This is a genomic window from Oceaniferula spumae (assembly GCF_042849255.1).
Taxonomy (GTDB): domain Bacteria; phylum Verrucomicrobiota; class Verrucomicrobiia; order Verrucomicrobiales; family Akkermansiaceae; genus Oceaniferula; species Oceaniferula spumae.
The window spans coordinates 2713862-2740182 of sequence record NZ_AP026866.1 but is presented as its reverse complement, the minus strand read 5'-3'; the positions used below and the strand labels follow the sequence as shown (position 1 = coordinate 2740182).

The following is a 26321-nucleotide window of genomic DNA, read 5'->3' as shown; positions in this document are numbered from 1 at the left end:
AGATGCCTTTGATCAAAAATACAACCTTAGCGCTTCTGTTAGTCACCCTGTGCGGAGCGGCGCTAGCGCAGAATATTACCGATAGCTATCGCATCGAGGACATCGCCTTGCCGAAGAATGTGCCGCCAGAAGTCGGAGCCGTGCAGTTTGACTCCGAGGGTACTCTCTACGTCGCTTTACGCCGAGGTGACATCCTGATGGCAAAACCCACAGCCGATCCCAAAAAGTTCGAGTGGAAACAATTCGCCAGCGGATTTCACAACGCCTGCGGCATGGAAGTGATTAAGCCCCGTCATATCGTTGTCAGTCAGATGCCGGAACTGACCGAGGTCAGAGACACCGATGGTGATGGCGTGGCTGATTCATACACCACACTAACCGACGTCTGGGGCGTCAGTGGCAATTATCACGAAACCAACGAGATCTGCCCGGATGGCAATGGCGGCTACTACATCGCCGTAGGCACAGCCTCACACAATGGCCCCACATTCCACCACCTGCGTGGCGAGTATTCCAAGATTGGCCGTCGAGGCAGGAACTTCTCAGGAGTGCCGTGGAAAGGCTGGGTGATGCACTACGCCAAGGATGGCACCGTGACCCCATTCGCCAAGGGTTTCCGCATGCATAATGGCATCATGCGCGATTCTAACGGAGAGCTATGGTGCGGCGATAATCAAGGTGACTGGCGCGCTACGACACCATTCTATCATCTGAAAAAGGATGCCTTCTACGGTCATCCATCCAGTCTGGTTTGGGACAAAGATTGGCCGAAAGGCAAAGACCCGCTGAAAATGCCCCTCAAGGAAATCAATGCCATGCGCACCCGCGCTGCGGTGCTGCTTCCCCACAAAGAAATCAACCGATCAGCATCCGAGCCGGTGGAAATCCCTGAGAACTTCGGTCCGTTTGCGGGTCAGATTTTACTGCCGGATAATAACTCAAACCGAATCAGTCGAATCATGTTAGACAAGGTAAACGGCGAATACCAAGGCTCCTGTACCCACTTTATTAACGGTCACGGACTGAGGTCTGGGAATAATCGAGCCGTCTTCACCGCCGATGGCAAAACCCTCTATGTTGGTCAGACCGCGCGCGGTTGGGGCAAGCCGGCAGAGGGGCTGCAACGTATCACGTGGCTGGGTAAGACGCCCTTCGATATCAAACAGATCAAACTCACCAAGACTGGATTTGATCTCAATTTCACCAAAGAAGTTAAGCTGCTCAGCGGTAGTTTGGTGAAGCTGCGCTCCTTTCGTTACGAAGACAAATGGAGCTACGGTGGACCGCAGTTAGATAAGAGAGATGAGGCGGTTTCAAGCCAAAGATCGGAGGGTAAGATGATCCACCTGGACGTGCCGAAGCTGGAACCAGGCCGAGTCTATCACATCAAGATCTCAGGACTAAAATCCAAAGACGGAACGCCACTGCTGAACCAGGATTTTTACTACACGCTTAACCAGCTCGTGAAAAATTAATGCTGATGAAGTTGTTAGGAAAGCTGGTTTATTCGTGATATTTCGGGGTTTGCCCTTGATACCGCTGATTAAGTTTCTCGGCTTTGTCGTTAATCATGTTGCCGAGTTTTTCCAAAGTCATTCCAGGCTGACGCTGGGATAGTGTGCCGATGTCGGTCTCCTGCCTGGCTTGGATGTCAGCCATGCGTTGTAATCGGGAATTGATGATTTCACGTTGCTCAGGTGTCAGGATTTTCTGCATTTCCTTGGTCAGTTTCGGATCGATGGCATAGCGATTCAGACGGGAGTGAAGCTCTGTGGGAGATGCCACGCCATTGGGGTCAATGCCAGCTTCTGAGACACGTTGTTGGAACGTGGCTTGATCGATTTCACCACGCCAATAGGTATCGCTGGCGAGGTAGAGCTCCGTAAGCCCCTTTGGGTTTTTCCTGAGTTGTTCAATTTCTCGTTGGGTGGTTGCGTATTCGCGTTCCAGATAGGATTTGATGGCAGCATTGAGTTGGGCCGTTTGGTCTGCGGTGATTTGATGCTCACCATGTTTCAAGCCGGCGGTCATGTCAGAGGCGGCCAGGTCGATTAACGAAGTGACGTGACCATCCTTAAGCATAGGCCGGCCGGTGGGTGCATGGTCGATCTGGTCGCGAAGAAGTTTCAAATACGCCTGTTGATAGAGACTCACATCCGAGCTGATATGGCGGGCGGTTTTCACTTTGTCTTCGCCGTAGATGGCATTGAGCTGCGAGTAGTCGCTAGTGTCTCCCTGATCCGTTGACCGGTTTCTGTTGGGAGTTGGACGACTATATCTCTGTCGCTCCCTTGAGGGGGATTGCGCTGCAGATCCAGAGGCTGTGATGGCAGTGGCGTCATCGCTGCTGTCAGGCGATTTTTTAACTGCCATAAAGATGGCAGACCCAAGTAAGGCTACGGCAGCGGTGGTGAGAATGGTCTTTGTGGTCATAATAGTAAGTGCGGTGGTTAGAAAGGTGGTAGCGCCAATCGGAGGCGCAGCGGCTATGGCCTTGGAGGCAATGGTTGCCACAGTTGGGGCGGCTTCGACTTTGGTCGTGAAGGCAGCTGTCAGCATGACACCCAGATTACCGGAGACATGCACGCTGCGGCGGTTGAGTTTATTTCTGAGTCGCTCAAGTGCCCGCGATAGACGTTTTTGGGCGGCGTGGGTGGCAATGCCTAACAGCTCTGCTGTTTCGCTGACACTACAGGCCTGATAGTATCGAAGTAAAAGAGCTTCACGGTCTCGTTGGGACAGCTCGGAAAGGGCGACGTCGAGATGTTCTGACCCCTCGTGGTAATGATCGGGCAGTTGTGATGGATCATGAATGGCCATGTGGGTGTGAAATTTGTTGTTCTTATCGGAGTCCCTTTTCCGAGCCCGGATCAAATTTCGGGAATGCATGACTGCGGTGGTGTGCAGCCAGCCAGCAAGCGTCGGGCGGGTGAGTAAACTGGTTGCTTTCTTGGCCAGGGTGATGAATGTCAGCTGGCAGGCATCGGCTGCCAAGGTGTCGTCACCGCAAACACCGCGCGCAGCACGATGAACGAAGGCTGAATGCCGCCTCACCAGTTCGTGGAATGCGGGTTCATCCCTTTGCTGCACCCAGAGTTTGAGCAGTGCGGTGTCGCTGTTTTCGTCAGATCGTGCCATGGGCTTTCCTATTACTGTCCTGCGCCTATAGGAAACTGACATCTAAATTTTTATTTTCCAGAGTCCATCACGTAACTTTCAGAACTTCAGTGAGATAGTATGGTCCCAAAAGTGAGGTTCGGGAACGTGGGAGCAGACAGCAGAGAATGCATCCAGTGTACAAAGGACTACTCTGGAGAGTGGTGCGAATCCTCAGTATGCGATATGTAGGGTCATCCACCCCCAGCGCCTGAAAACCTAGGCGAGATTACTGCTACTTCGGGAGTTCCTGAATACGTTCGGTAATCCAGCTAGCAAGTTTGACTCCCTTGGGTGCGGCTTTTTGCAGATGTTCCAAGGCTTTCATCGTGGCGGCATCGTCGGCATCGGGATCAGAAAACGTCCGGGTGAATTGGATATCCGAGGGGAGAAGCACATCGTTCGAGGCCAGCGCGCAGACACGGGCAATGGTATTCTCCAGCTCACGCACGTTGCCGGGCCAGCGGTGGTTTTTGAGATGCTCGAGTGCCTCGGCGCTGAGTTTCATGGGAGCAATGCCATTCCGCTTGATGGTGAGGCGTAGGAAATGCTCGGCAAGCAGGGGGATGTCCTCGGCTCTAGCTCGAAGCGGTGGCAAATGCAGCTCGACGACATTCAGCCGGTAGAAAAGATCTTCGCGGAAATTTCCACGCGCGACTTCCTCGGCGAGGTTTTTATTCGTCGCACCTACGATGCGCACGTCTGACTTCTGCATCTCCGTGCCACCGACGCGTGTGAATGTGCCGTCCTGAAGGACTCGCAGAAGTTTCACCTGCACCGGTGTCGGCATGTCGCCTATTTCATCGAGGAAAAGTGTGCCGCCGTCACATTGCTCAAAGAGTCCGGCGCGACGGCTGATGGCTCCGGTGAAGGCGCCCTTCTCGTGACCGAAGAGTTCACTCTCTAACAAATTCTCAGGAATGGCACCGCAGTTGATGGCGATGATGGTGTTCTTGGAACGTGGCGAATATTCGTGAATGGCATGGGCCACGAGTTCTTTGCCGGTGCCGCTTTCACCGGATACCAGAACCGGTGCATCTGTGCGGGCGACACGTCCGACGATTTTGAAAACGTCTTGCAGCGCACGTGAGTTGCCCACGATCTTGATGCGTGAGTCGGTGGCCTGGTTTGTTTTTTCCGACGTCCCCGCCGTGCGGCGATCTTCGATAGCTTGCAGAGCGGTCTCCACCACATGGCGCAGTTCGAAGGTGAGGGACTCCTTTTTCAAGATGTCCTGAGCACCCAGCTGAGTGGCCTCAATGACTTGGGCGGTGGTGGGGAATGCCGCTGTGAGGATAACCAGTGTGGCGGGGTGAGCTGCGCGTAGTCTTGTTAGCAGCGTCAGGCCGTCAAATGGCTGCAGCACGAGATCCGCGATGACCAAGTCAACACGCGTCGTATCGCAGACCTTGATGGCCTTTTCGGCATGATCGCAGCGCAAGATGCGCAGATCCTTTGCGGCGAGGTGTTTGGTTGCCCACTCAAGATAGTCGAGATCGGGAGCAACGATGAGAATAGTCTGTGGATCGTCCAAAGTGATCAGATTGGTGTGTGGTGTCGGCTAGACGGCCCCAAAACGACGGTGACGACGGGCGTATTCATCCACCGCGGCGCGAAGGTCGGCATTGCGGAAATCCGGCCAGTTTTTTGGGCTGATGACAATTTCCGAGTAGGAAATCTGCCAGAGGAGAAAGTTGGAAATTCGAAGTTCGCCAGAGGTTCTGACCAACAGATCGGGATCGGGGATGCCGGCGGTGTAGAGGTGATTCGCGAACATCTCATTATCGATGTCAGCTGGATCAATCTCACCGGCGGCTGCCTTGGTGGCAAGTGCGCGGGCGGCATCGGTGATTTCCTCACGGGAGCCGTAGGAGAGAGCGAGGATGAGGTTCAGCCCGGTGTTGTCGCGGGTTTTTTCGATGGCTTTGTCGATTTCCTTGCGGCAATTGACGGGAAGCATGGAAAGGTTGCCGATGGCGTGCAGGCGCACATTTTGCTTCAGCATCTCCGGCAATTTGTCGCGGAGGAAGCGTTCTAGCAGCTTCATCAACGAGTCGATTTCATTTTTCGGCCGACTCCAGTTCTCCGAGGAGAATGCGTAAAGTGTGAGATACTCAACTCCCAGCTGGCGGCAGGTTTCTACAGCTTCGCGTACGGACTCGGCACCGGCGCGGTGACCTTCGCCACGCGGGAGTCCGCGCGCATTTGCCCAGCGACCATTACCATCCATGATGATAGCGATGTGGCGGGGAGTGTCATTGGTGGTGTCCATGCCGGTGGAGGAGTGTTATTTGTTGCCTTTTGGGTGTCAAGCGGCGCGGATGTCAGGCTGGCATTTTATGAGAATATCCGCCGGGCTTTCGGGGTCTTGATAATGGCGGCAATCACGAGACCTGCTAGGGTGTAGGCGATGATGGGATCTAGGAATTCCGCGAGGAAGTGGCTACCGGGGGTTTCAAACCACTGCCAGTGGGGAAGCACCACGCTGAGGGCGGCGAAAAGTCCAAGTGTGGCGCCGACGCTGGCTCGAGAAATGTAACGGGTGGCGCGGATCCGGAGCACGGAAACAGAGATGACCAGGCAGCAGAGGACATTGATCCCGAAGGAAATCAACATCGACTCCACCATATTCCACGGACGATCCAGACTACCGGGGCGGATGATGGCATAAACGAATGGTCCTTTGGTGAAGGCCGCCTCGCGGTCCTGGCTCATATCTCCCGGTCTGGGTAGCATGTAGATGCCGTGTGTCTCCGCATTGGCGGTGATCACCTCTGTGACGGCGGCTTCGTCCTTGAATGTTTCCGGCGTATGCCAGTCCAATAGCATCCAGGTGATAAAGCCCCAGAAGAAGGCGACGAGGGCTCCGGTAAAAGTGGCGATGATGACTCGTTTCATGAATGTGTGGTGCTATGAAACTGATGCCATATCAAACCGAGCCCCGCTTGTCAGGCACGGAATCAAAATACAGACTTGCGTCGAGTCATGCCTTCGCACCTACTGCCGCCATGCTTCACGTTGTTTTGGTCACACCTGAAATCCCGCACAACACCGGTGCCGCAGGAAGATTATGTCTCGCCACCGGTGCCCGACTGCATTTGGTGAAGCCGCTCGGGTTCTCTCTGGATGATCGACAGGTGAAGCGTGTCGGCCTCGACTACTGGAAAGACGTGGATTTGCAAGTTTGGGAAAGCTGGCAGGAATTCACAGAAGGCATCGATCCAAATGCAGGTGTCTATTTTCTAACCACCAAAACCAAAAAACCCCACTGGGATGTGGAGTTTAAAGATGGAGACTACCTTGTTTTCGGCTGTGAAACCAAAGGCCTGCCCGAGAGTTTGTTAGCAGAAAATCCAGACCAGTGTCTGACCATCCCTATGGTGGAGAACTCCACCCGCAGTCTGAACTTGGCCACCTCCGTAGGCATCGTGCTTTACGAAGCGGTAAGGCAGGTGAGGGGGAAGTGATCGGTGTGCAGTGATCGGTGGTCAGTGGGCTGCTCTCCGGCTACTGACTGGGCTCGAACTTCATTTCCTGAGGTTCTTTTTTGCCCCCCGGAACAAAGGCCCCGACATCCTTGGATGTGATGTAAAGGAACAGTCCGAAGATCAGGAATACGAAGCCAGTCTGAATGACCTCGAGCACGCGTGCCTTGACCGGGCGACCGGCGATGATTTCGAGAAGCGAAAGCGTGATGTGGCCACCGTCGAGGACAGGAAATGGCAGCATGTTCAGGATCGCGAGGTTGATGTTGAAAAGCACCGTGAAGCCCAAGGCCAGCTTCCAGCCGTTAGACGAGGAAGTCAGCATGTCGAAATAACCTTTGCCAATTCCGACCGGTCCGGCGAGTTGGTCGACACCGATGCTGGACTCACTCGATGTCACCAGCTGGATGGTTTTTTTCATCACCAGAGCACTATCGACGATCTGGCGCCACGGTCCCGGATGCACGATTTGATCACTGACGAGCGACTCGTCGAATTTGAAGCCAACCCCGAAGGCGGTCTTGTCATCGTTGGGAGCCATCGGCTTGCGTGGCACTAGCGTCATGCTCAGTTCTTCGGAACCGCGTTTGACGGTGATCGGTGTTGGTTCACCAGCTTCTGCGGCTTTGATCAGCTGCATGCGAGACAGGGCCGGCTGGCCTTTGAATGTGAGAATGAGATCGTCTTCCTGTAGTCCGGCTTCTGCTGCGGGGCTGTTTTCCAGGACTCTACCTACGATGACCTGCTCCTTGTAGCTGATGCCGATCTTACGCATGGCAGCGCGTTTGTACCACGATGTGTCTTCAATCTTGTAGCCGCTGTTGAGCGTGACTGGCTCGGCCACGCCTGGGCGATTGACCACGATTTGAATTTTGTCGCCTTCACTGGTGGCGATGCTTTCGACCACGCCAGTGTCCATGTTGCCTGCCCATGAGTCGATCTTGTTGGAGCCGATGGAAACAATCTCGTCCCCAGGCTTCAGCCCGGCCTTTTCAGCCGCAGAGTCTTTCTCGACATAGCCAATGGTGGTCTGCGTGAGGCGTGTGTCAGGTTTGCCGACACCCCAGACGATAAAGGCAGTGGCGAAGGCGAGCAGGAAAGAGAAAAGCGGGCCGGCGAAGGCGACGATGATTTTGTCGAGAGGCTTGGCCGGAGGCAATGGCTTGTCGATCATGTTGTCGCCCTCAATGGCCTCCATGGTGACCATCTGAGGCAGTGCGACAAAGCCGCCGAAGGGAATCCAGCCGAGACCGTACTGCACACCATTGTAGGTTTTTTTCCAAATGGGCTTACCGAACCAGATCTGGAATCGCTCGACCTCGAGGCCGCGCCAGCGTGCGGCAAGGAAGTGGCCCAGTTCGTGCACAAATATGATGATGTTGAAAATGACAACAACGAGAAAAATGACGAGGATGGGAGTGATGATGGCCATGATGAAAAGAGGAATGTAAGGGACGGACGAGGGGCAATGTAGTGGAAATTCCTCAACTGGCAAGCACGGCCTTGGAGCTCACATTGAACGCTGAAAAGTTAGAGTGTTGCTCATGATATTGATGAGTCAGATCGCTACACGGCCTGGAATGTGGCCTTAGAGCTGAATTCTGAGTAAAATTGTTGATTGAATAGCAATTGACGCGGATGTGCTGTTTCAAATATTGTGGCAATGATCAAAAAATCACTACACGTATACTTATGAAATCAACCTACAAACTAATCGGAAGCGCACTCCTTGCAAGCAGCCTGGTTCACTCGGCGCACGCAGTGCTGCTTTATTCACATGACTTCTCCATCGATGAAGCGGACGCTGTGGCAAACGGCACTCCTGGGTCCTCAGGCACCAGTGCGGGAGATATGGTATTTGACAGAAATGGCTCATCGCCGCTCTCGGCCTCAATCTCAGGGGGTAGCCTTCTGATCAACTCAGATGCTAGTGGTGGCGCTAATAACGTAACTGGCTACACACCATCGTTTGTCTCGGGAGACTATGGCGGCATCAACGTTATGGCAGAAATTTCCAGCATCACCGGAATTATCGGAGGTAACGGCCAATTTGTCGGCTTATCTAACAACATGACGGATAACTACAACAATTCGGGTTCATCTTATGCGGGCTTCTTTCTCAGAAATGCTGGCGGAATGGCCTCTTTCCGCAACACTGGGGGAGGTAGACCCGCTGGTACTGAGTTTACAGCCGACTATGCCTCCTTCCAAGATGGCTACACGATCGATTTCACTATGCTTGCTGATGACAGTTTCAGCTACACGATTAGTGGTTTGACCAACATTGTAGGTGACCTGGGTTTTACCGGCACCGTTAGTGGTGACGGGACCTCGGTCAGTGGCACTGGATCATTCGCCGGCGGCACGTATACTTCGCTGGATGCTGTAACCCCAGGCACATTTGGTGCGCTCACCGCCCAGGCAGATGTGGACAACGCTGGAACAGTTACGGTGGGTTACGATTCGTTCGCCATTAACTCCGTTCCAGAGCCAAGCTCCACTGCGCTGCTTGGTTTGGGTGCTGCCTTGCTCATCGGCCGCCGCCGCCGTGTGTAGGCATCATCGCCCCATTCTGAAACTGGCTTTTTTAGTGGCTGGTTTTTCTAACAATCATTAATCGAACGACCTGCCAAACACGGCAGGTCGTTTTTTTGGTGCCGATAATCGGCCCAATCACATCAAGATTCGTTGTGCAAATCGATGCGGCAATCGCCGCTGAATGCCTCTGTAACAGATTCCTGGCTGTTATTCTGGAAAATTTCTGAGTTGCAAATCCCTTGGGATGGAGTAACCGATTCGGCGTATGAAAAATTCCTGTTATTTAATTGTCCTGACCATCGCATCGCTTGCTTTCGGATCGTGCAATACTTTTATCGGCATGGGCCGTGACATCCAGGGTGTTGGCCGCAGCATGCAGAACAAAGGTTACAGCGGAGATTGGAATGGCGCGGCTCAGCCAGATCCATCCAATCCTTACGGCGTGCCTGCCGCACCTGCACAGTAATTGGTGCGCCCCGCTTCACACCGCTGGTCACTTCGCAGTGACTGGCGAGAGAAGAATGCGGAATGACTGCTGACCGCGGTGGATTTCCAGCTCTGTGTTTTGCACAGACGCGGAGGCGGCTAGCCGGGCATTAAAATCAACATCGTTCTGAACCGGCCGACCGTTCACCGCCCGGATGGCATCTCCAGTGAGGAGTTTTCCGCGCAGTTTACTATCGGGCAGAATGCGATCGATGACCACTCCGCGCACGCCCTTGGAAATTTCATCCTTGTTAGGATTACGCACGACGAGGCCGATGGTTGTTAGCACGGTCTGTGTATCCAGCCTTTGGGTGGCTTTTTCCTCTTCGTTGCGGAGGATGCGTTGATTGAAATTATCGGCCTCGCCGACGGTGGCGGTGATGCTGTGTTTGGCTCCTTCACGCCAGATTTCCATGGTCACCTTGGAATCGACTTCACTTTGTTGGATCAGGTCGATCAGGCGGCGCATGTTGTCGATGTCGGTGCCCTGATAGCTGATGATGATATCGTCCTCCTTGAGCCCCGCCTTCATCGCAGGTGATCCGGGAACGAGTCCCACGATGCGGATGCCGTCCTGACCCTTGTAGCCGAATTCCTGGCGTGTGTAGGGATCGAGGTCTTCGAAGGCCATGCCGAGGAAACCACGGATCGGGCGGCCTCGGGCGAGAATGTCCTTCATGGTTTTCAGGGCGGCATTGGACGGAATGGCAAAGCTGATGCCTTGGAAGCCGGGATTCTTTTTATCCGTGGAATAAATGCGCGAGTTGATCCCCACGATTTCCCCGAGAATATTAACCAGCGGCCCGCCAGAGTTGCCGGGGTTGATGGCGGCGGAGGTCTGAAGCAGGTCGACCCGGCTGTCGGAGAAGGTGCGTTTTTTCGCGGAGATCTTACCATCGGTAACGGTTTCACCGAGGCCGAACGGGCTGCCTACGGCGAAGACGATATTGCCAACCTCAACTTTGGAGGAATCGCCAATCTTGAGTGGGACAAAGGTGCCCTTGCCATCGATTTTGAGAACGGCGATGTCCACGGCGGGGTCGGAGCCGATGACTTTGGCCGAGTGCACTGAGCCATCGTGCATGGTCAGGCGGATGCGGGGGTTGCCTTGGATCACGTGATGGTTGGTCAGGACGTGACCTTCCTTGGTCACGATGACACCGGAGCCTTGGCCTTGGACAGCGCGCGGCTGCACCCAGGTGCGGCCCCAGATATCGCGGAATCGTTCATGACGGACGCCGGCGGTATCAATGCTGACGACAGAGGGCACCACGGCTTTTACCAGCGCTGCGCTCTCGGCATTGATGGCGGCCATGACCTGCACGTCCTTGAGATTCAGTGCAGGTTTTTCGAGTAGAGTGAAGTTGCCGTTGTCACTGGCGGAGTCTCGCCCGGTGATGATGTCCATCAGGCTGCTGCCGTCCTGCATTTTACGCACAACGAACACTGCCAAAAAAGCCGCCACAAAGACGGCTAAGAGAATGAGGAAACGGCGGAATCCAGGATTCATGACATGAGGGGGGTAAGGGAGAAATGTAAGGGGGAAAAGCCGCGCAGCTGGCTGGTGGCGAGCTGCGCGGCAGAGGGGCGGAAAGCCTAGTTCATTTCTTCAACGATCTTAGGATCGCCGAGAATCTTGCTACGGGCACTGCTGGCCTTGGAGTAGAGATTGCGGATGCGCTTGGCATAGGCGTCTTTCTCTTCTCCTTCGTTGGCACCTTTGACGATGGCCTGGCATAGGCTGAGGGCAGCGGAGTGGTAGTCCTTGAAGCGGGAGTCGATCATGTCCTTGATTCTTTCAAGGTGCTCGACGCCTTCTTCGGCCGTTGCCTTGCCTTCATCACCAATGCCACCACGTCCGAAGGCGGAAAGCTCGGTATCGATCTCGTCCAGAGTTCCGCGAACGGAAAGGGTCTTCACGTGCTGGCCGTTGGCGAAGTCGAGAAGCACTTTGGCGCAGAGGTGGTTGGGAGCTTTGTCGAGCACCTCTTGGAGCTTGTCTTTGACGGCTTGATTCTTGAGAATGTCAGGGCCGTCTTTTTTCACCAGTGCGGCGACTTGCTTGTAGTTATCCATTGCGGCTAACACGTCAGCATCTTTGTCCTTGCGAGAGAGTTTGTGAGCTTCATCGAAATTACGCTGAGTGAACACGTTGATTTTCAGGAGTGAATCCATACCGTCCAGCAGGAAGGAATCGTAAACCCCCTTGGCGTTGCCGTAGGGAATGCCAACGATCTTGCAGTCGCGGTTGATGGCTCCACGGATCTTACCAGCGACACCGCCGATGATACCGGACTCACCGTCTGCGGTGATGGTGCCGGTGCATGCGTAGGCGGGATCGATTTCTTCACCGGAGAATAGGGAGTCGATGACCAAGGAGAAGGCGGTTCCGCCTGATGGACCATCGACGAGCTGGTGCTTGTCTCCAAGGACGATATCCACCTTGTAGCCATTGGGGATCTTGTCCTTGCCGTAGCGAACGCGCAGGAACTTGATCACTTCCTCAAGTGATCCGGCCATCATGGTGCCGACTTTTTGATCGAATTTGAAAAGCAGACCGTCTTGGTCGTCTTCTTTCAGCGCGGTAACGATCACAGAGGATGCGGCACCGGCGTGTTTGCCACTGGCTAGTCTGCGCACAGAGAGGCCGATGATGCGGGACTGACGGCGTGCAAATTCCTTGGCGTCTCCACCGGGCATTTCACGTTCCACTTTGACGAACTCTTGCTCACCACCTCCGAAGGGGTTGGCGTTGTGGTGGATAGGTGATTTCAGAAGGCCCTTCCATTTGACTTTGTAGTCGCCTTTTTTGAGTTCTTCTTCCATTTCCTTGAACTTGTCCTTTCTCTCACCGTCTGGATCGAAAAGCAGAGCGATGTCCACACAGTAGGCGGCACAAGTCATGTTAGCTTTGTTGTCCTTCTTGCGCATGAGAGCACGGACGCCGGAATAAAGGCGGCTGGAGGTGCGTTTCTTCTCAGCCTTTTCTTCGTCGATGGTCTTGCCATTCGATTTAAGCTGATCCAGGCAGTCCTGCACCTTGGAGTTGTCCTTATCGAGGCGACCAGCAATGGCGAGCGCGTAGGAGCGGGTGTCGTATTCCACTCCGTCTTCTTCTTTATTGAAGTCGCGGGCGACACTGACCAGAGCACCGACCAAACCAGCGCGACTGAACTTATCCAGCTGGATGTCATCAGCTGCGAAAATCTTTTTCTCCATGTCCGGCGGACGATAGGCCGCGGTGACTGGGAATGAAGAGATGGCGATGCCTGCCGCTGCGAGCATAAGCGCACAACGGGCAAATAGGCGGGACGGGGAGGACTTAAGGATCGTCATGATGGGCTGGATTATTCCCAGCCCGAGGCCAATTGCAAAGGGAAAAAGCAGGGGCGTCCCAGAGAGGCTGCCGGTCGAGAAGCGCGGGGGTTAATTATTATTCCGCTGCTGCCTTGACAGCCTGGTCGACTCTCGCCTCGAGAGCGGTGGCCCCTTTCTGAAGACTGAATACCATGGCCTTGATTCGGCTCTTGTCGTTATCTTCGTCTCTTTCAGAGCGTTTGATCAGCAGATTCAGACTGCGCAGATCATTGGCCAGCCTTAAGGTTTCTTGATAGAGTTCATCGTCGCTGCGATTGACCAGTCGCTCGATAGGGTCGAGCTCAGCGCGTGCCGCAACGTGTAGGTCCTTAAGTGTGCTGGCGGTAGGAGAGTCTGGGTTAATCTTCTGAGTCAGGGTGTAACTCATGTGTTTCACGATAGGCTGAATCTGAAATGCGAGACCGGTTCGGCTCAGTCGCATCGGCCTTTTTCCGCTACCTTGAAGCAGCAGAATTCTAGCAGACAAGTGATTGGGTGCGAGGGCGACGATGTTTTCCATGCGTTTGCGGACAGCGCGGTTGACTGCCAGTTTGGTGACGTCTGTTTTTCCTGAGAGATTGCGCACAGGGGCGAAAAGCTCCCCGGCTTCGGCGATGTTTTTGTCGGTTGATTTAGCAGCGACTGCGATGGCCTCTTGAATTGTTTCGACAGTAAATACCTCCCAACGGGTGAAAAAGTCAGGTTCACTGAATACCAACAATTGTGTCATCGGCTTAATTGCGGATTTGGGAACGATTAATCGACCGCGATTCTTGGTATCCGTGCGTAAAGATTTCAACACCAGCCAGAAGTTAGGAGGCAGGCAGAGTTTATTGGATGAGTCGAGCGAGGCGCAGAGGAAGATGTCGTTGCGTAATGCTTTGTTCGCACGCGAGGCCTCGGCCATTAGTTCGATGGCAGCGAGGGCGGCAGGACCGTTCTGACTCGAATAGCTGCTGGTGCCAAATTCAACTTCCATCCGGGCTTTGCCTTTGGCCCCGAGGCGTTGCTCGAGTTGTTCGACCGCTTTATCCAGATTCTTTTGTTTGTCCTCGTCCTTGGTCTTCATGGACTGCTTGAACTTGATGGAGGTAGGCTGGTCACCATTGCGCGGGGAAATGCTCAGCTTGATAGGACAAACGACGTAGGTTCGATGGTAGCGGGTTTTCTCTTGGAAATTGTCCTTGGGGTCACGGTATTTGACCGCTTTCTCCATCGCGAGAGGCATGTTGATGCTCAGCTGGGGGATTTGGTAACTACCGTTGGATTTTTCACTGTTATCTTCCTTTGGTGGAGTAGGTTTTGCCTCGTCGTCCGTTTTTTCGGTGCGATCCGTGTGATCGGTTTCCGGCATGGTTGGCTGGCGCTTTTGGTAGCGATCCAGAGGAGGAATAACGCCAGTCCAGTCAGCTTGATCGTCGTTGTTCAGGGTGTCAGGTGTAAGCACCCGGGTGGCATCGGTGATGTAATTGGCCAAGTCGTTGGCGTCTTTTCCCGCATCCGGACTGGCCAGCCAGCGTTGGTAGAACCGCAGCCGAGCCTTGGCTTTGGTGATCTGGCCGTCATTTGAATTTTCAAATGCCACATCGCGCTGCAGGGAGCGATTGGTCTCACGAGCCTCTTGGTTGGCGGGATCCAGACGCATTGCAATCGCCAGCAGTTGGCCAGTCGTGCGTCTGTTCACTGCGGAGTCGTCCTGCTGTCTTTTGGCGACAATCGTCAAATGCTTCGAAAGCTCCTTCATGCTGTCGACCTGAAGGGGGATTTTTTCCAACTTGAAAAGCTCCTTGGATTCGTCAGGACGTAGGTATTTCGCAGCAGAAACACTGCTGAGTGAACCGATACTCAGGGACGTCAGGAGCACCGGAAGGGTTAAGAACGTGCGAAGCTTCATCATTAATAGGGAACGTAGCGAAACATGTGTTTTATTCAAGTTTCCAATGTGAGGCAATTTTGTGCGTGCCGAGAGGCGGCGGCTGTGGTTTGCATGGGGCGTGTCATCGATAGCTGAACCATTGATCAAATATCTGGAAAATCTCCAGAGCCAGGGGCAGACCCATGTGAACATCGATGACGATGCCCGCAGCATCCTGCGCGAATTTTTCATCAGGGCGAAAACAGGCAAACCTTCTAAGCCTGCCAAATCTCCAGCCAAGACACCCGCCGCACCTTCGGCAGCTGCTGCAAAACAAGCAAAAGATCCAACACCGCAGCCATTGACCGATGACTCACCGGTCGAGACTCCTACGGAAAGCACGACTTCGGTCACTGCCACCGGGAACACCAAGGCGGAGAAAATCGCCTCGCTGAAGAAGCAGGCAGGAAGCTGGGCACCGGCACGTTCGCTTGGCACGCTTCGTCAGACCATGGTCTTTTCCACGGGTAATCCGGATGCCGATGTCATGCTTGTGGGCGAAGCTCCGGGATTCGATGAGGAACGACTCATGGAACCGTTCGTGGGCAAAGCCGGCCAGAAACTCGACGGTATTCTAACCGCGATGGGGATCGACCGGAAAAGCACCTACATTTCTAACATCGTCAAGTTCCGCCCACAAATGCCGAACCAAACGACCAACAATCGCAAACCCACTCCCGCAGAAATGGCAGCGTGCATGCCCTTCATCCAGGCCGAGGTGGATATCGTCGCCCCAAAGGTGATCATCGCCCTCGGAGGCACCGCCGCCCAGGCACTGCTCGCTAGCAATGACCCTGTGGCTAAAATGCGCGGCCAGTTCCATCAGTTCGCTGGTATCCCCGTGCGGGTCACCTATCATCCGTCCTATATTCTCCATAACGAAGCCACTTCTGAAAAGCGCAAGCTCTGGGAAGATATGCTCAGCGTCATGGATTTGTTAGGTATGCCGATCAGTGACAAGCAACAGGCTTATTTCCTGCCCAAATCCTAACAATCCCATCTATCTAACAAAATGTCACTTCTCATCATTACCGTAGGAGGCACTATTGATAAGGTGTATTTCGACGCATCTTCGGAATACGAAGTCGGTGAGCCTACCGTCCCTCATGTCTACCATGGGGCCTTGGTCACTCTGGACTACGAGGTGCTGCCGCTGATGAGAAAGGATAGCTTGGAAATGAATGAGGCGGATCGGGCGCTCATCCGTGAAACCTGTGAGAAAGCCGATCAACATCAGATCCTCATCACCCACGGCACGGACACGATGGCGGACACCGCCGAGGCTCTGTTAGGCATTGAGGGCAAGACCATTGTGCTCACCGGAGCCATGGCGCCTGCGCGCTTCCGTGAGACTGACGCTGTGTTTAACATTGGTTTTGCCACAGGAGCTGTGCAGTCTCTGTCAGCTGGCGTTTATATTGCCATGAACGGTCAGGTATTTCCTGCCGGGCAAGTTCGCAAGAATAGGGAGGCACGCCGTTTTGAAGCCGTCTGAATCATCACCACCATGGCATCCGTAACGCTTAAGAACCTTGTGAAAGTCTACCCCGGTGAGGGTAAGAACGAGGATGTCAAGGCGGTCAAAAATATTGACCTCGAAATCAAGGACGGCGAGTTCATGGTGCTGGTCGGACCATCCGGCTGTGCCAAGTCCACCACCCTGCGCATGATCGCGGGTCTGGAAGACATCACAGAGGGTGAAATCCACATCGGTAAAACTCTGGTCAATCACATCGCGCCAAAGGATCGTGACATAGCCATGGTGTTTCAAAACTATGCGCTCTATCCGCACATGTCTGTTTTCGATAACATGGCGTTCGGACTGAAGCTGCAGAAAATCAGCAAGCCTGAGATCAAAAAACGCGTCGAAGCAGCGGCAGAGATTCTCGGTCTGGAGGATTTGTTAGAGCGGAAGCCAAGCGCACTCTCTGGTGGCCAGCGGCAGCGTGTGGCAGTTGGGCGTGCCATTGTTAGAAACCCAAAGGTCTTCCTCTTCGACGAACCCCTATCCAATCTCGACGCCAAGATGCGCGTCTCCATGCGCGGCGAAATCACCCGATTGCACAAGCGGCTGGGTGCCACCATGGTATACGTGACTCACGATCAAACCGAGGCGATGACCATGGGTGACCGCATCACAGTCATGTCCGAGGGCGTGATCATGCAGGTGGACACGCCGCTCAATCTCTACCGCAAGCCGACGAACCAATTCGTCGCCAGCTTCATCGGCAGTCCGCAGATGAACTTCATCAAGGGCGCTGTCGAGATGGTCAATGGCGAGTTAACTTTCACCGAAGACGGGGAGGGAGGATTTTCACTCCAGCTGCCCAAGGGACGGTTCGATCCGATCAAAAAACGACCTGTGGTTCTAGGCATTCGTCCAGAGGACATGGCGATCGGCGTAGACGGTATCACAGCCGAGCTAGAAAATGCCGAACCGATGGGTGCCGAGACCTATCATTATCTGAGAACCTTGGCGGGCACTGAAATGGTGGCACGCACTACCGATGATTCCATCACCAGCGATCACACCTACGTGATCCTTGAGCCCGATAAGGAAAAACTCCACCTCTTCTGCGGAGATTCCGGAGAAACCTTGAGGCGCGCTTAATGGAAAATCCGTTTCTTCCTCCTTGCTTCTTAATGCTTCCTTCCTAACGTCCAGCCATGCCAACGAGCCATCCCTTTTTCACCGACGAGTATCACATTCCATGGAGCCAACTGACCGCCGACAAGGTTGAGGGCGACATCGCCGCCGCACTTGAGACCGCGGAAACCAATCTTGAGGCCATCCGCCAGCTCGATGATTCTGCAGTGACCTATGAAAATACTTTTGCTGCCTTGGAAGTGGCATCACTCGACCTGGACCGCGCATGGGGTCGGCTGAACCACCTTGATTCCGTGGCCAATAACGATCAGCAGCGTGCTGCGCTGAACGCCGCGTTGCCCAAGGTCACCGCATTCTACTCATCCATACCGCTCGACGCCGCCATCTGGAGTAAGCTCAAGGCATTTTCAGAATCAGCCGAAGCGGATGCCGTAGATGCCACTCGGAAACGTTACATTGAGGAAACGTGTGCCAGTTTCATCCAGTCCGGCGCAGACCTGCCTGACGAGAAAAAATCCCGCGTCGCGGAAATCCAGTCCCGCCTCTCGGAGATCACCCAGAAGTTCGGCGAGAACGTTCTCGATTCCACCAACGCCTGGGAATTGATCATCGAGGATGAAGCCACCCTCGCCGGCCTGCCCGAATCCGCCAAGGCCGCTGCCGCAGAGGATGCCAAGTCCAAGGACGCGGAAGGCAAGTGGCGCTTTACCCTGCAGTATCCTTCGATGGGACCCGTGATGCAGTTTGCTGACAATGATCAGCTTCGTAAGTCCGTCTGGGAAGCTAGCTGCACCGTCGGTTACGAGGGCGACTTTGATAACACCCGCCTGATCATGGAAATCATCCAGCTGCGTCAGGAAAAGGCAGAGTTGTTAGGGTTTAAGAATTTTGCCGATCTCACCCTGGAACGTCGCATGGCACGTAATGGCGAAACGGCACTCAAGTTCACCGAAGACCTGCACGACCGCATCGTAGAGCGCTTCCACGAGGAAACCTTGGAGTTGCAGAAATGGAAAGCAGCACAGGACGGCGGAGAAGCCGGCCCGATGCAACCGTGGGAAGTTTCCTACTGGGCCGAAAAACGCCGCAAGGCCGACTACGATTTCGACGACGAAGAACTCCGCCCATACTTCCCTCTGACAAAGGTGATGGATGGCATGTTCGGCATTGTCAGTAAGTTGTTCAATGTCCGTATCGAGGAAAGAGCCACCACCACGGACGGCGGCGACATCGAAACCTGGCACCCGGAGGTGAAATTCTACGATCTCTTCGACAACGCAACGGACGAACTGTTAGGATCATTCTATGCCGATTGGCATCCGCGCGAGTCCAAGCGAGGAGGTGCCTGGATGAACTACTTTGAAACTGGTCTCCCCGCAGAAGGTGGGAATCCACGCGAGCCGCACCTCGGCCTGATGTGTGGTAACATGACCAAACCAATCGGCGATAAGCCGGCGCTGATGACGCACTACGAAGTGGAGACCATTTTCCACGAATTCGGCCACTTGTTGCATCACCTGTTAGGAAATGTCACCGTCAAGGCGCTTTCCGGCACCAACGTCGCTTGGGACTTCGTCGAACTGCCATCGCAGATCATGGAGAACTTCTGTTGGGATCGTCAGAGCCTCGATCTTTTTGCCCGTCACTATGAAACCGACGAGCCAATCCCTGCGGCACTGTTTGATAAAATGATCGCCGCGAGGAACTACATGAGCGCCAGTGTCTTCATGCGTCAGCTCGCCCTAGGCAAGCTCGACCTTGAGCTTCACACGCAGGTGGAGAAATACCAAGGTCGCGATCTCGATGAAGTCGACCGCGAAATCCTTGCCGACTACAAGGCCAAGCTCGCCACCGAATCACCCACAATGGCCCGCCGTTTCAGTCACTTGTTCAGCTCACCCACCGGTTACGCTGCGGGCTACTACTCCTACAAATGGGCTGAGGTGTTAGATGCCGATGCTTTCACCCGCTTCCAGAAAGAGGGAATTCTCAATCAGAAGACAGGGCAGGCATTCCGCGAAGCTGTTCTCAGTAAAGGAAACTCAGTTCCAGCCGATGTACTCTACCGCAATTTCATGGGCCGTGACCCGGATCAGACAGCTCTGCTAGAACGCGCAGGTCTTGTCTAAGGCCGCGATTCAATTCCTTCTCCTCACCAAGTCATCAATCTTATACTTGTTGGCTGAGGAGGAGGACGCCACCTAAGTGCATGACTTGCTAGGTGATCATTTCCGGCCTTCGCGATACCCTCTGAAAAATCCCCAAATCACCAGCGGCAGAGTGGAAAAAATGGCGGTGACTATCAGGATGGCACCGATGGACCCCACGATGATTAATGTGTTGCCGAGAATGGTCTCAGGGTCACTGGGAATGGCCACACTACCGATCAATAACGCCAAACCGACATAGAAGATGCGCTGCTGGTATTTGGTCAGTTGCTCAAATACATCGAGAATCTTTGGCCGTGGTTTCTCTTGAGTTTTCGGTGGTGCGTAAGGGTCGCTCATCGGATTACTTGGCGCCCTTCATTTTGGTCTTCACCGAGTAGAGCGACTTGCGAGCTGTGATGAATAAGGTGTCGAAATCCTTACCACCGAAACAAACGTTGGCCGGATGTTCCTCCACTTCGATTAAACCGATTTTCTTTCCAGTTTTGTCGAAGACATGAATCCCACCTTTCGCAGTGGTGTAGATGTTGCCGGCGGTATCGACGCACATGCCGTCACAGCGGATATCAATTTCAAAAAGAGGGGCTTGGTCGATGGCCTCACCTGCGACTTTGAACGCGCGGATTTTACCGATCTTGCCAGAATCGGCGATGTAAACCACCTTCTCATCGGGGGAAAAAACGATACCGTTGGGCATGTCGAAATCTTTATAGATGACGGAGACCTTATCGGTTTTAGCATCAAGTCTGAACACCCACTTGCCAGGGATCTCAGCTGGCTTTTTCCCGAGACCATAGGAAGGATCCGTGAACCAGATCGAACCATCAGAGTGCTGGGCGAGATCGTTGGGTGAGTTGAATTTCTTACCTTCAAATTTGTCGGCCAGCACCGTGATCGTGCCATCTTTTTCGGTTCTAACAACATTTCTTCCCGAGTGCTGGCAGGTGAGCAGTCGGCTCTGATCGTCTAAAATGTTACCATTGGCATGTTCGACCTTGCGGAACGGTTTCAGTCCGTCTTTCTCAGACCACTGCATCAGCATGCTGTTAGGGATATCGCTGAAAACGACTTTTTCCTCGGCATCGATCCAAACAGGACCCTCGGTGAACTTCATACCGGTGGCCAACTGTTTAACTTCGGTCGCTGAATCGACGATGCTAGTAATATCGCCGAAAGCGGCGTGCGTCAGTGCTAGGGAAAGGAGTAGATGTTTCATGGCGATAGCCATATTGATTCGGAACCCGTCCGAGATCAAGAGGGCATCCATGGAAAGTGGACCATCGTTTTATGACTTCACGCCGAATAACCGGCGGATGTTTCGCAGCACACGTTTGGGCGACCGTCCCTTGAGCAATTTCTTGCGTTTCCGAGCCTCGCGTTGTTCGAATTTGGCGTAGTCTCCGGAACAATTTTCTCCATGGAATTCCAACACCAAATACCTCGCCGGCTGATCGCCTGGATTCTCCATTCCGTGGGGATCACCGGCAGTGATCCAGACCATTTCACCGGCTCTGATTGTGGTGTCCAAGGTCTTGATTTCACCTTCCGTGACGATGATCGCGATGTCGTGTTCGTCGCAGTGTTCAGCGTATCCTCCATCAGGCAATAAAGTGCTGATGTGGGCGTGGAACTTTTTCAAATGATGGCTGGCTTCGCCGAAACATTCGCGAGTTTGAAAACCTTGCTCGCCAAGAGACTCATCCTCTAAACGATCCACGCGACCGAGCTGATGTGGCAGTGCACTGTGAACGGTTTCGCGGAATGCGAGCCACTTGAACATCAGATATACCACCGGCTCGGTGCCGGGGTTGCTGATCGTGTGGCGGTGGAACGCAGGGTAATAAACAAAGTCACCGGCAGTGACTTCGTGAGGCGTCATGGCACCTGTCTCATCGGCGCACGACAGTTCGGCTTTTCCCCGCAGAACGATGAGGATTTCCTCCTCCACGTGGGTGTGAGGAGGGTGTGGTCGTTGCCCGGGGGCCAAGACGGAGAAATGCGATGAAAGATGCGGCATGTTCGGTGTGGCACCTAACAGCAAATGACGCTGGCGGATGATTTTGCCCTCCTCGATGGCGAGATCAGGATCAATTCTGTGCACAGCGGACTCAAGCCGGTCCTTGCCCTGGCCAAGTTGCGGTGGCGCTTCTGCCAGCACATTGGCATGGTTGTCTGCCTCACCGCTAACTGCAATGCACGGGGGCCTGGGGTGCGTGAACAACTTGAATGGCCATTCAAGATGCGAGAAATCTGGAACAAAAACCGGTGCATCAGCGACTGCGTATTGAAAAATCAGACTGCGCCGGACTTCGGTTTTGTTGTCATTCGATGAGCCATGCCACAGTCGGCCATCGAAGACGATGGCGTCACCATCGGTCACATCTGGCTGCACGATCTTAGAGGAGTCTTGGGCCAACTCACCTGCCCATGATTCAACGTCGGCATCGGTGGTGGTTTCGCGGTTTTTATCGTGAATTTGCATGCACTCCTGCAGGGTGCGACCCAACTTATGTGTGCCAGGAACCAGCTTCAGAGACGAAGCCTGATTGGTGCCTTCCAGTCCGATCCACACGGTGACAAAGCCGCCTTCCGGTCGGGACGATTCAATGTCAGTGTGCCACGGATGAACTTGGCCGGGAACGCGCTCGAGATAACATGCACCCCAGAGGATTATATTCTCGCCCAGTAACGGCCTCAGCAGCTCAAGGATTCTGGGGTGGGTAGCAAGGTGGTGAAAGTTGGCTGAACTTGCCGCTAACTCTTTATCCCAAATGCAAGGCGTGACCTTGGGCATCGAACCCAGAACATGCCGCGCTTCTTGAACTTCCTGGGCGTCTAGTAAACCAGGAACGACGGAGAAGCCGTCATTGGAAAATGGATCATCGGACATGATAACAAGTGGGATGGCGTGATAATGCCTGTTTTGATTCCATCAGATAACAGCTAACAATTTCTCAGCTTTCTCAGCTACGATCTCGTCTCTTGAATGGCTCAATTTGGTCATGAACCGGTGCTCATTGCTCAGAATCATACGCAATCGTTTTTGCCACTCCTCGGCATCTTCATCATTAGGCACGGTTGCGAATTTGAGAAACAGATCGAGCACTTCACCCTGCACCTCCGGTTGGGCGATACCGAGAATATCCACAAGGAAAGGGAATGCCGGCTCGGCGGCGGGCCATACTTGGCCGGAGCAGAGTGCTACCCACATATCATGCCCGGCCTTCATCGCACGTGCCCCCTTGCGTGATGCCAGAGCTTCAAGGATTCTTGGCACCTGCTTTTTAGATGATGGTGACATCTTGTATTTCTCCCAAGGCACCTTCCTTAACTTCATCCACATCGCATCGGCCATGAGCTATAACTAGCAGGTTCAGCACGATTGCCGACAGCGAAATACACAAATTCCCCTGTAAGGCTGCACTGATTAGCGACGACGGAAAACCTTCGCAAACGGAATCAACATCGGCACACGTCGGCTGTAATCGTAATAAGTATCACCGAATTTGGCCAACAGTGCACGTTCCTCGAAATAGAGACCGATGTAGATGTAGACGGTCAACAGAGCTGCGAGCAGGTAGAGTGTTTTCGACATGTGCGGATTGGCCCAGACCACCATCAGTAGCCCGAGTTGGATCGGATGGCGCACAATGCCATACAAATACCGCTCGGAGAATGTTGCCTCAGGCGTAGTTCGGCCGGTGAAATTTTCCCACACCTGTCTCAGCCCCATCAGCTCAAGGTGATCGATTTCAAATGTAGCCCCGATCAGCACCAGCCACCCTGCAATGTGAATGATACGTAGGACGGTGACTAACAGAGGGCTCTCAACACTCCAGACCGTGCCCGGAACCGGTTGCCAGAAAAGGCAGAATCCGATCATGAACAAACCCGAGACCAAGACATAGGTGCTCCGTTCAGCCACCGAGGGGATCACTTTAGCCAGTCTCTCCTTGAACCATGGCCGCGCCATGATGGAGTGTTGCAGGCCGAACAAAAACACCAGGCCAATGTTGATCAAGACAGCGGGCACCCAGCTGGTCGAGGTCCTTGAATCGATATGCAGTGGTAAAAAATCCCAGCCGCCGACGAATAATAGAAAATAAACCAGTCCAACCAGCCCTATGAGGTAGGAGATGATTCCGTAGACCAGAATGGCGGATCGGTTCATGGTGTGTGATTGGAGACAGACCGACAAAGGTATCTCCAGATGAGAAGACTCAAGAGAGTATAAGTGGGAACTGAGGCAGCTTTGTGAAAATAGCCAGACACCACCATGGTGTCGAGTCGTAGATTACTGAGCTACAACAAATTGGATAACACTTTGCCTAGATCCACGCTAGCCAAGTAGCTCCGGATTCAGTCGCCACATGGTGAACGCCAGTGCGGTGGCAAAGCTCACCCAGGCGAGGTAGGGGAGGAGCAGGAGTGCGGAGACCTTGTGCAATCGCCAAAACGCCACGATGTTGACCACGATCAGCAGCCAGAGCAGGACGATTTCTGCAAAGGCAAGCGCGCCAAGGTGCCATCTGAAAAACAGCCAGCTCCACAGAGCGTTCACGATCAACTGGACACCAAATATCCACAGTGCCTTGGAAGCATTTTGGAATCCATGCCTACGCCACACGAGCCAAGCCGCGACCGCCATCATGCCATAAAGCAAACTCCACACCGGACCGAAGAGCCAAGCTGGCGGTGCCCATGCTGGATGGGTTAACGAGCCGTAAAACTCTCCGGCGCTTGATGTCGCAATAGCTCCTAAACCAGCTGCCGTAAATGCGGCCATGAACCACCCCACGAGGCCAATAATTTGGCTTTTGAGTGAGCGGTGTGCCATAAGATTTTCCCTGCTCATTAAGGAAGTGCTGCTGAGATCTCCTGGGCCACTTTTTGTGCCAAGTATGCAGATCCTTCTGCGGTGAAGTGGACATCACCCTTACCTTTTTGGATTTTTGGCAAGCCTTTGAGTGCGAAGGAATGAAGGTCGTTGATCGAAATGTCATGTTCTTTCATGATTTTCGCGGCGATAGCATTGTATTTGATTTCATCACCCACTTTGCGCCCTGCCTCCTCTTCTGGAACGGGAGTCGTGGCACACCAGATGAGTTTGGCATCAGTCTTCTTCAGGCGTTGCACGATCTTTTTCATGCTTTCTTGATACTGCTCTGGTGTAGCTGTTAGGGTGCCGTTGATCTTGTCGCGGTGTCCTTGGGTCTTGGACTTCGGGTTACGGTAGCAGATGTCCCAGAGGCCCCAGTTGAAGTGGATGACATCCCACTTACGCTTGCCTAACCACTTGTCGATGTTCTTGGCTCCAAAGGCAGCGAATTTGCCGTTGGATGGAATCCGGAACACATCAGCTTTCCCTTTTAACAACTTCCGGACATCGACGGTGTAGCCGATGGAAATGGAATCACCGATCAACAGCACGTTGGGTAAGTCTGGATTGTCTTTTGGGTTAGCAAAGGCATTGGCGTATTCCTTGCCAGTGTAGAGTTCGCTTTGGTCCGCCAGATCCTCAGCACCGTGCGATTGGAAGGTGCTTATGAAAAGGAAGGTAACCAGGAGTGCGCTTAGAAATGATTGGGTCATGAGTTTGATATGATGAGTTTGCAGTATCGTTGCCTGCCTGGCTAGGAGCTATTTGTAATACGCCAGCGCTCACAGGCTGTTTCAGCCGATTGGGGAGAAGTAGTAGCGGCTGGAGATCCCCTCGACGTTATGATAGTAGTAAAAGCAATCCGGGTCCGCATTTTGCACAGCGGCGATCATTTGCGGCAGCTCTTCGTGGGTGATAATGGTGCGCACGACTTGGAAAGATTCACCGCTGTGACCACCAGTGCCATCGTGAAGCGTGTAGGTCCGGTGGGCAGACGTGGATGTGATCGCCGAGCCGACCTCATTCTGTCGACGAGTGATGACGGCCAGCATGGTGATCTTGAATTTCCGGTATAAATTGTTCAGCGTCTCGGCGGAGACAAAGATGTAAATGCAGGTGTACATCAGGGTGTTAACCACCGATTCGAAATCACCGTTCTTGATGAAATCCATGGCCAGGCCGAATGCTGTGGATGCAATCGATGCGAAGATGGCGATCGATCCGACAGGTTTGAGATATTTGGAAGCAAAGTAGGCACCGAGAATATCCTCGTCACCAGTCGATCCTCTATTTCGAAATGCCATCGCCTTGGCCACACCTGCTAGGATCCCTCCGAAAAGGACGAGGATGATCCGCTCGTTATGCGGTTCCGGCTGGGCAAAGCGTAGCTCCGGAAGGACGATCAGCGCCAATACAACTGTGGCGACCACCACCAGAGATCTTTTCGCAAAGACCTTGCTGACGTGGGTGAAGGCGAAGGTCAGTAGTGCCGCCTGGAATACGACGTAGAGAGAAATGAACAGGGTATAGCTATCAAAGTAATATGACAGAGCCGTGGCGATACCCTCCGTTCCTGTTAGGATGACCTTCGAGGGCAGCACGAAGTACTTCAGCGCTATGGCATAGAGCAGACCTGCCAGAAGGACGAGGCCGTAATCTTTTACCAAGCGCTGAGGCCGGGGGGTACTTTCGAGGGCGATCATAAATACGGAGTCTATAGATCACCACT

Annotated in this window: 24 protein-coding genes; 8 read left to right on the top strand and 16 right to left on the bottom strand. The window is 53.7% G+C overall.

Translation table 11 applies throughout. The annotated features are described in order from the left end of the window. The first annotated feature begins 2 nt into the window (after positions 1 to 2). Complete coding sequence (locus ACSPJT_RS11325) at positions 3 to 1475, top strand: DUF7133 domain-containing protein (RefSeq protein WP_435892664.1); 1473 nt, start codon at positions 3 to 5, stop codon at positions 1473 to 1475. A 28-nt stretch (positions 1476 to 1503) separates the two neighbouring features. On the opposite strand, the gene ACSPJT_RS11320 is transcribed toward ACSPJT_RS11325, so the two are convergent. From ACSPJT_RS11320 to ACSPJT_RS11305, 4 genes are all read right to left on the bottom strand, one after another. Beyond that, positions 1504 to 3138 (bottom strand): RNA polymerase sigma factor, encoded by a 1635-nt coding sequence (locus ACSPJT_RS11320; protein WP_435892663.1) that lies wholly within the window; start codon positions 3136 to 3138, stop codon positions 1504 to 1506. Positions 3139 to 3391: 253 nt separating this feature from the next. Next, the gene (locus ACSPJT_RS11315) at positions 3392 to 4690 is read right to left on the bottom strand and encodes a sigma-54-dependent transcriptional regulator (RefSeq protein ID WP_435892662.1); all 1299 of its coding nucleotides are present in this window, start codon (positions 4688 to 4690) and stop codon (positions 3392 to 3394) included. 27 nt (positions 4691 to 4717) lie between these two features. Continuing rightward, complete coding sequence (locus ACSPJT_RS11310) at positions 4718 to 5428, bottom strand: isoprenyl transferase (RefSeq protein ID WP_435892661.1); 711 nt, start codon at positions 5426 to 5428, stop codon at positions 4718 to 4720. A gap of 65 nt (positions 5429 to 5493) precedes the next feature. After that, positions 5494 to 6054: a hypothetical protein gene (locus tag ACSPJT_RS11305; RefSeq protein ID WP_435892660.1), complete on the bottom strand. Its 561-nt coding sequence runs from the start codon at positions 6052 to 6054 to the stop codon at positions 5494 to 5496. 110 nt (positions 6055 to 6164) lie between these two features. On the opposite strand from ACSPJT_RS11305, the gene ACSPJT_RS11300 reads away from it, so the two are divergent. Continuing rightward, entirely contained in the window at positions 6165 to 6623 is a 459-nt protein-coding gene (locus ACSPJT_RS11300) for a tRNA (cytidine(34)-2'-O)-methyltransferase (RefSeq protein ID WP_435896198.1), read from the top strand. A 40-nt stretch (positions 6624 to 6663) separates the two neighbouring features. Here the strand turns inward: ACSPJT_RS11300 and rseP are convergent, their stop codons facing one another. Next, positions 6664 to 8073: an RIP metalloprotease RseP gene (gene rseP, locus ACSPJT_RS11295; RefSeq protein WP_435892659.1), complete on the bottom strand. Its 1410-nt coding sequence runs from the start codon at positions 8071 to 8073 to the stop codon at positions 6664 to 6666. A 260-nt stretch (positions 8074 to 8333) separates the two neighbouring features. On the opposite strand from rseP, the gene ACSPJT_RS11290 reads away from it, so the two are divergent. Together ACSPJT_RS11290 and ACSPJT_RS11285 are read left to right on the top strand one after the other, a co-directional pair. After that, on the top strand, positions 8334 to 9197 hold the full coding sequence (locus ACSPJT_RS11290; protein WP_435892658.1) for a PEP-CTERM sorting domain-containing protein: 864 nt from the start codon (positions 8334 to 8336) through the stop codon (positions 9195 to 9197). Between the two features lie 247 nt (positions 9198 to 9444). After that, positions 9445 to 9645, top strand: a complete 201-nt coding sequence (locus tag ACSPJT_RS11285; protein WP_435892657.1) for a hypothetical protein — start codon at positions 9445 to 9447, stop codon at positions 9643 to 9645. A gap of 27 nt (positions 9646 to 9672) precedes the next feature. Here the strand turns inward: ACSPJT_RS11285 and ACSPJT_RS11280 are convergent, their stop codons facing one another. The 3 genes from ACSPJT_RS11280 to ACSPJT_RS11270 form a co-directional block, all read right to left on the bottom strand. Further along, a complete protein-coding gene (locus ACSPJT_RS11280; RefSeq protein ID WP_435892656.1) occupies positions 9673 to 11175 on the bottom strand; it encodes a trypsin-like peptidase domain-containing protein in 1503 nt (500 codons plus the stop codon). 86 nt (positions 11176 to 11261) lie between these two features. Further along, positions 11262 to 13001 (bottom strand): S16 family serine protease, encoded by a 1740-nt coding sequence (locus tag ACSPJT_RS11275; RefSeq protein WP_435892655.1) that lies wholly within the window; start codon positions 12999 to 13001, stop codon positions 11262 to 11264. A gap of 97 nt (positions 13002 to 13098) precedes the next feature. Then, positions 13099 to 14886, bottom strand: coding sequence for a hypothetical protein (locus tag ACSPJT_RS11270; protein WP_435892654.1), 1788 nt, complete (start codon positions 14884 to 14886; stop codon positions 13099 to 13101). A gap of 130 nt (positions 14887 to 15016) precedes the next feature. Between ACSPJT_RS11270 and ACSPJT_RS11265 the strand changes: the two genes are divergently transcribed. The 4 genes from ACSPJT_RS11265 to ACSPJT_RS11250 are packed head-to-tail and all read left to right on the top strand — an operon-like array spanning position 15017 to position 19674. Continuing rightward, the gene (locus ACSPJT_RS11265) at positions 15017 to 15928 is read left to right on the top strand and encodes a uracil-DNA glycosylase (RefSeq protein WP_435892653.1); all 912 of its coding nucleotides are present in this window, start codon (positions 15017 to 15019) and stop codon (positions 15926 to 15928) included. 21 nt (positions 15929 to 15949) lie between these two features. Continuing rightward, a complete protein-coding gene (locus ACSPJT_RS11260; RefSeq protein WP_435892652.1) occupies positions 15950 to 16432 on the top strand; it encodes an asparaginase domain-containing protein in 483 nt (160 codons plus the stop codon). A gap of 12 nt (positions 16433 to 16444) precedes the next feature. After that, positions 16445 to 17548 (top strand): ABC transporter ATP-binding protein, encoded by a 1104-nt coding sequence (locus ACSPJT_RS11255; protein ID WP_435892651.1) that lies wholly within the window; start codon positions 16445 to 16447, stop codon positions 17546 to 17548. A 56-nt stretch (positions 17549 to 17604) separates the two neighbouring features. Then, positions 17605 to 19674, top strand: coding sequence for a M3 family metallopeptidase (locus ACSPJT_RS11250; RefSeq protein WP_435892650.1), 2070 nt, complete (start codon positions 17605 to 17607; stop codon positions 19672 to 19674). Positions 19675 to 19770: 96 nt separating this feature from the next. Here the strand turns inward: ACSPJT_RS11250 and ACSPJT_RS11245 are convergent, their stop codons facing one another. From ACSPJT_RS11245 to ACSPJT_RS11210, 8 genes are all read right to left on the bottom strand, one after another. Beyond that, on the bottom strand, positions 19771 to 20052 hold the full coding sequence (locus tag ACSPJT_RS11245) for a hypothetical protein (protein ID WP_435892649.1): 282 nt from the start codon (positions 20050 to 20052) through the stop codon (positions 19771 to 19773). Between the two features lie 4 nt (positions 20053 to 20056). Further along, entirely contained in the window at positions 20057 to 20929 is an 873-nt protein-coding gene (locus ACSPJT_RS11240; RefSeq protein WP_435892648.1) for an SMP-30/gluconolactonase/LRE family protein, read from the bottom strand. 69 nt (positions 20930 to 20998) lie between these two features. Next, positions 20999 to 22603 (bottom strand): cupin domain-containing protein, encoded by a 1605-nt coding sequence (locus ACSPJT_RS11235; protein ID WP_435892647.1) that lies wholly within the window; start codon positions 22601 to 22603, stop codon positions 20999 to 21001. Between the two features lie 42 nt (positions 22604 to 22645). Continuing rightward, positions 22646 to 23068: a hypothetical protein gene (locus tag ACSPJT_RS11230; RefSeq protein ID WP_435892646.1), complete on the bottom strand. Its 423-nt coding sequence runs from the start codon at positions 23066 to 23068 to the stop codon at positions 22646 to 22648. Positions 23069 to 23140: 72 nt separating this feature from the next. Beyond that, a complete protein-coding gene (locus ACSPJT_RS11225; RefSeq protein WP_435892645.1) occupies positions 23141 to 23884 on the bottom strand; it encodes a methyltransferase family protein in 744 nt (247 codons plus the stop codon). 168 nt (positions 23885 to 24052) lie between these two features. Beyond that, the gene (locus tag ACSPJT_RS11220; RefSeq protein ID WP_435892644.1) at positions 24053 to 24550 is read right to left on the bottom strand and encodes a TspO/MBR family protein; all 498 of its coding nucleotides are present in this window, start codon (positions 24548 to 24550) and stop codon (positions 24053 to 24055) included. 17 nt (positions 24551 to 24567) lie between these two features. Then, positions 24568 to 25305, bottom strand: coding sequence for an SGNH/GDSL hydrolase family protein (locus tag ACSPJT_RS11215; protein ID WP_435892643.1), 738 nt, complete (start codon positions 25303 to 25305; stop codon positions 24568 to 24570). 81 nt (positions 25306 to 25386) lie between these two features. After that, positions 25387 to 26295, bottom strand: coding sequence for a YitT family protein (locus ACSPJT_RS11210; protein ID WP_435892642.1), 909 nt, complete (start codon positions 26293 to 26295; stop codon positions 25387 to 25389). Between the last annotated feature and the right edge of the window lie 26 nt (positions 26296 to 26321).

Excerpts from the sequence above, each read along its gene's own strand:
- ACSPJT_RS11285 (WP_435892657.1), top strand. The coding sequence starts at position 9,445 with ATGAAAAATTCCTGTTATTTAATTGTCCTGACCATCGCATCGCTTGCT.
- ACSPJT_RS11235 (WP_435892647.1), bottom strand. The coding sequence starts at position 22,603 with ATGTCCGATGATCCATTTTCCAATGACGGCTTCTCCGTCGTTCCTGGT.
- ACSPJT_RS11255 (WP_435892651.1), top strand. The coding sequence starts at position 16,445 with ATGGCATCCGTAACGCTTAAGAACCTTGTGAAAGTCTACCCCGGTGAG.
- ACSPJT_RS11275 (WP_435892655.1), bottom strand. The coding sequence starts at position 13,001 with ATGACGATCCTTAAGTCCTCCCCGTCCCGCCTATTTGCCCGTTGTGCG.
- ACSPJT_RS11240 (WP_435892648.1), bottom strand. The coding sequence starts at position 20,929 with ATGAAACATCTACTCCTTTCCCTAGCACTGACGCACGCCGCTTTCGGC.
- ACSPJT_RS11260 (WP_435892652.1), top strand. The coding sequence starts at position 15,950 with ATGTCACTTCTCATCATTACCGTAGGAGGCACTATTGATAAGGTGTAT.
- ACSPJT_RS11210 (WP_435892642.1), bottom strand. The coding sequence starts at position 26,295 with ATGATCGCCCTCGAAAGTACCCCCCGGCCTCAGCGCTTGGTAAAAGAT.
- ACSPJT_RS11290 (WP_435892658.1), top strand. The coding sequence starts at position 8,334 with ATGAAATCAACCTACAAACTAATCGGAAGCGCACTCCTTGCAAGCAGC.
- ACSPJT_RS11310 (WP_435892661.1), bottom strand. The coding sequence starts at position 5,428 with ATGGACACCACCAATGACACTCCCCGCCACATCGCTATCATCATGGAT.
- ACSPJT_RS11250 (WP_435892650.1), top strand. The coding sequence starts at position 17,605 with ATGCCAACGAGCCATCCCTTTTTCACCGACGAGTATCACATTCCATGG.
- ACSPJT_RS11320 (WP_435892663.1), bottom strand. The coding sequence starts at position 3,138 with ATGGCACGATCTGACGAAAACAGCGACACCGCACTGCTCAAACTCTGG.
- ACSPJT_RS11215 (WP_435892643.1), bottom strand. The coding sequence starts at position 25,305 with ATGACCCAATCATTTCTAAGCGCACTCCTGGTTACCTTCCTTTTCATA.
- ACSPJT_RS11300 (WP_435896198.1), top strand. The coding sequence starts at position 6,165 with ATGCTTCACGTTGTTTTGGTCACACCTGAAATCCCGCACAACACCGGT.
- ACSPJT_RS11245 (WP_435892649.1), bottom strand. The coding sequence starts at position 20,052 with ATGAGCGACCCTTACGCACCACCGAAAACTCAAGAGAAACCACGGCCA.
- ACSPJT_RS11305 (WP_435892660.1), bottom strand. The coding sequence starts at position 6,054 with ATGAAACGAGTCATCATCGCCACTTTTACCGGAGCCCTCGTCGCCTTC.
- ACSPJT_RS11220 (WP_435892644.1), bottom strand. The coding sequence starts at position 24,550 with ATGGCACACCGCTCACTCAAAAGCCAAATTATTGGCCTCGTGGGGTGG.
- ACSPJT_RS11230 (WP_435892646.1), bottom strand. The coding sequence starts at position 23,068 with ATGGCCGATGCGATGTGGATGAAGTTAAGGAAGGTGCCTTGGGAGAAA.
- ACSPJT_RS11280 (WP_435892656.1), bottom strand. The coding sequence starts at position 11,175 with ATGAATCCTGGATTCCGCCGTTTCCTCATTCTCTTAGCCGTCTTTGTG.
- ACSPJT_RS11325 (WP_435892664.1), top strand. The coding sequence starts at position 3 with ATGCCTTTGATCAAAAATACAACCTTAGCGCTTCTGTTAGTCACCCTG.
- rseP (WP_435892659.1), bottom strand. The coding sequence starts at position 8,073 with ATGGCCATCATCACTCCCATCCTCGTCATTTTTCTCGTTGTTGTCATT.
- ACSPJT_RS11225 (WP_435892645.1), bottom strand. The coding sequence starts at position 23,884 with ATGAACCGATCCGCCATTCTGGTCTACGGAATCATCTCCTACCTCATA.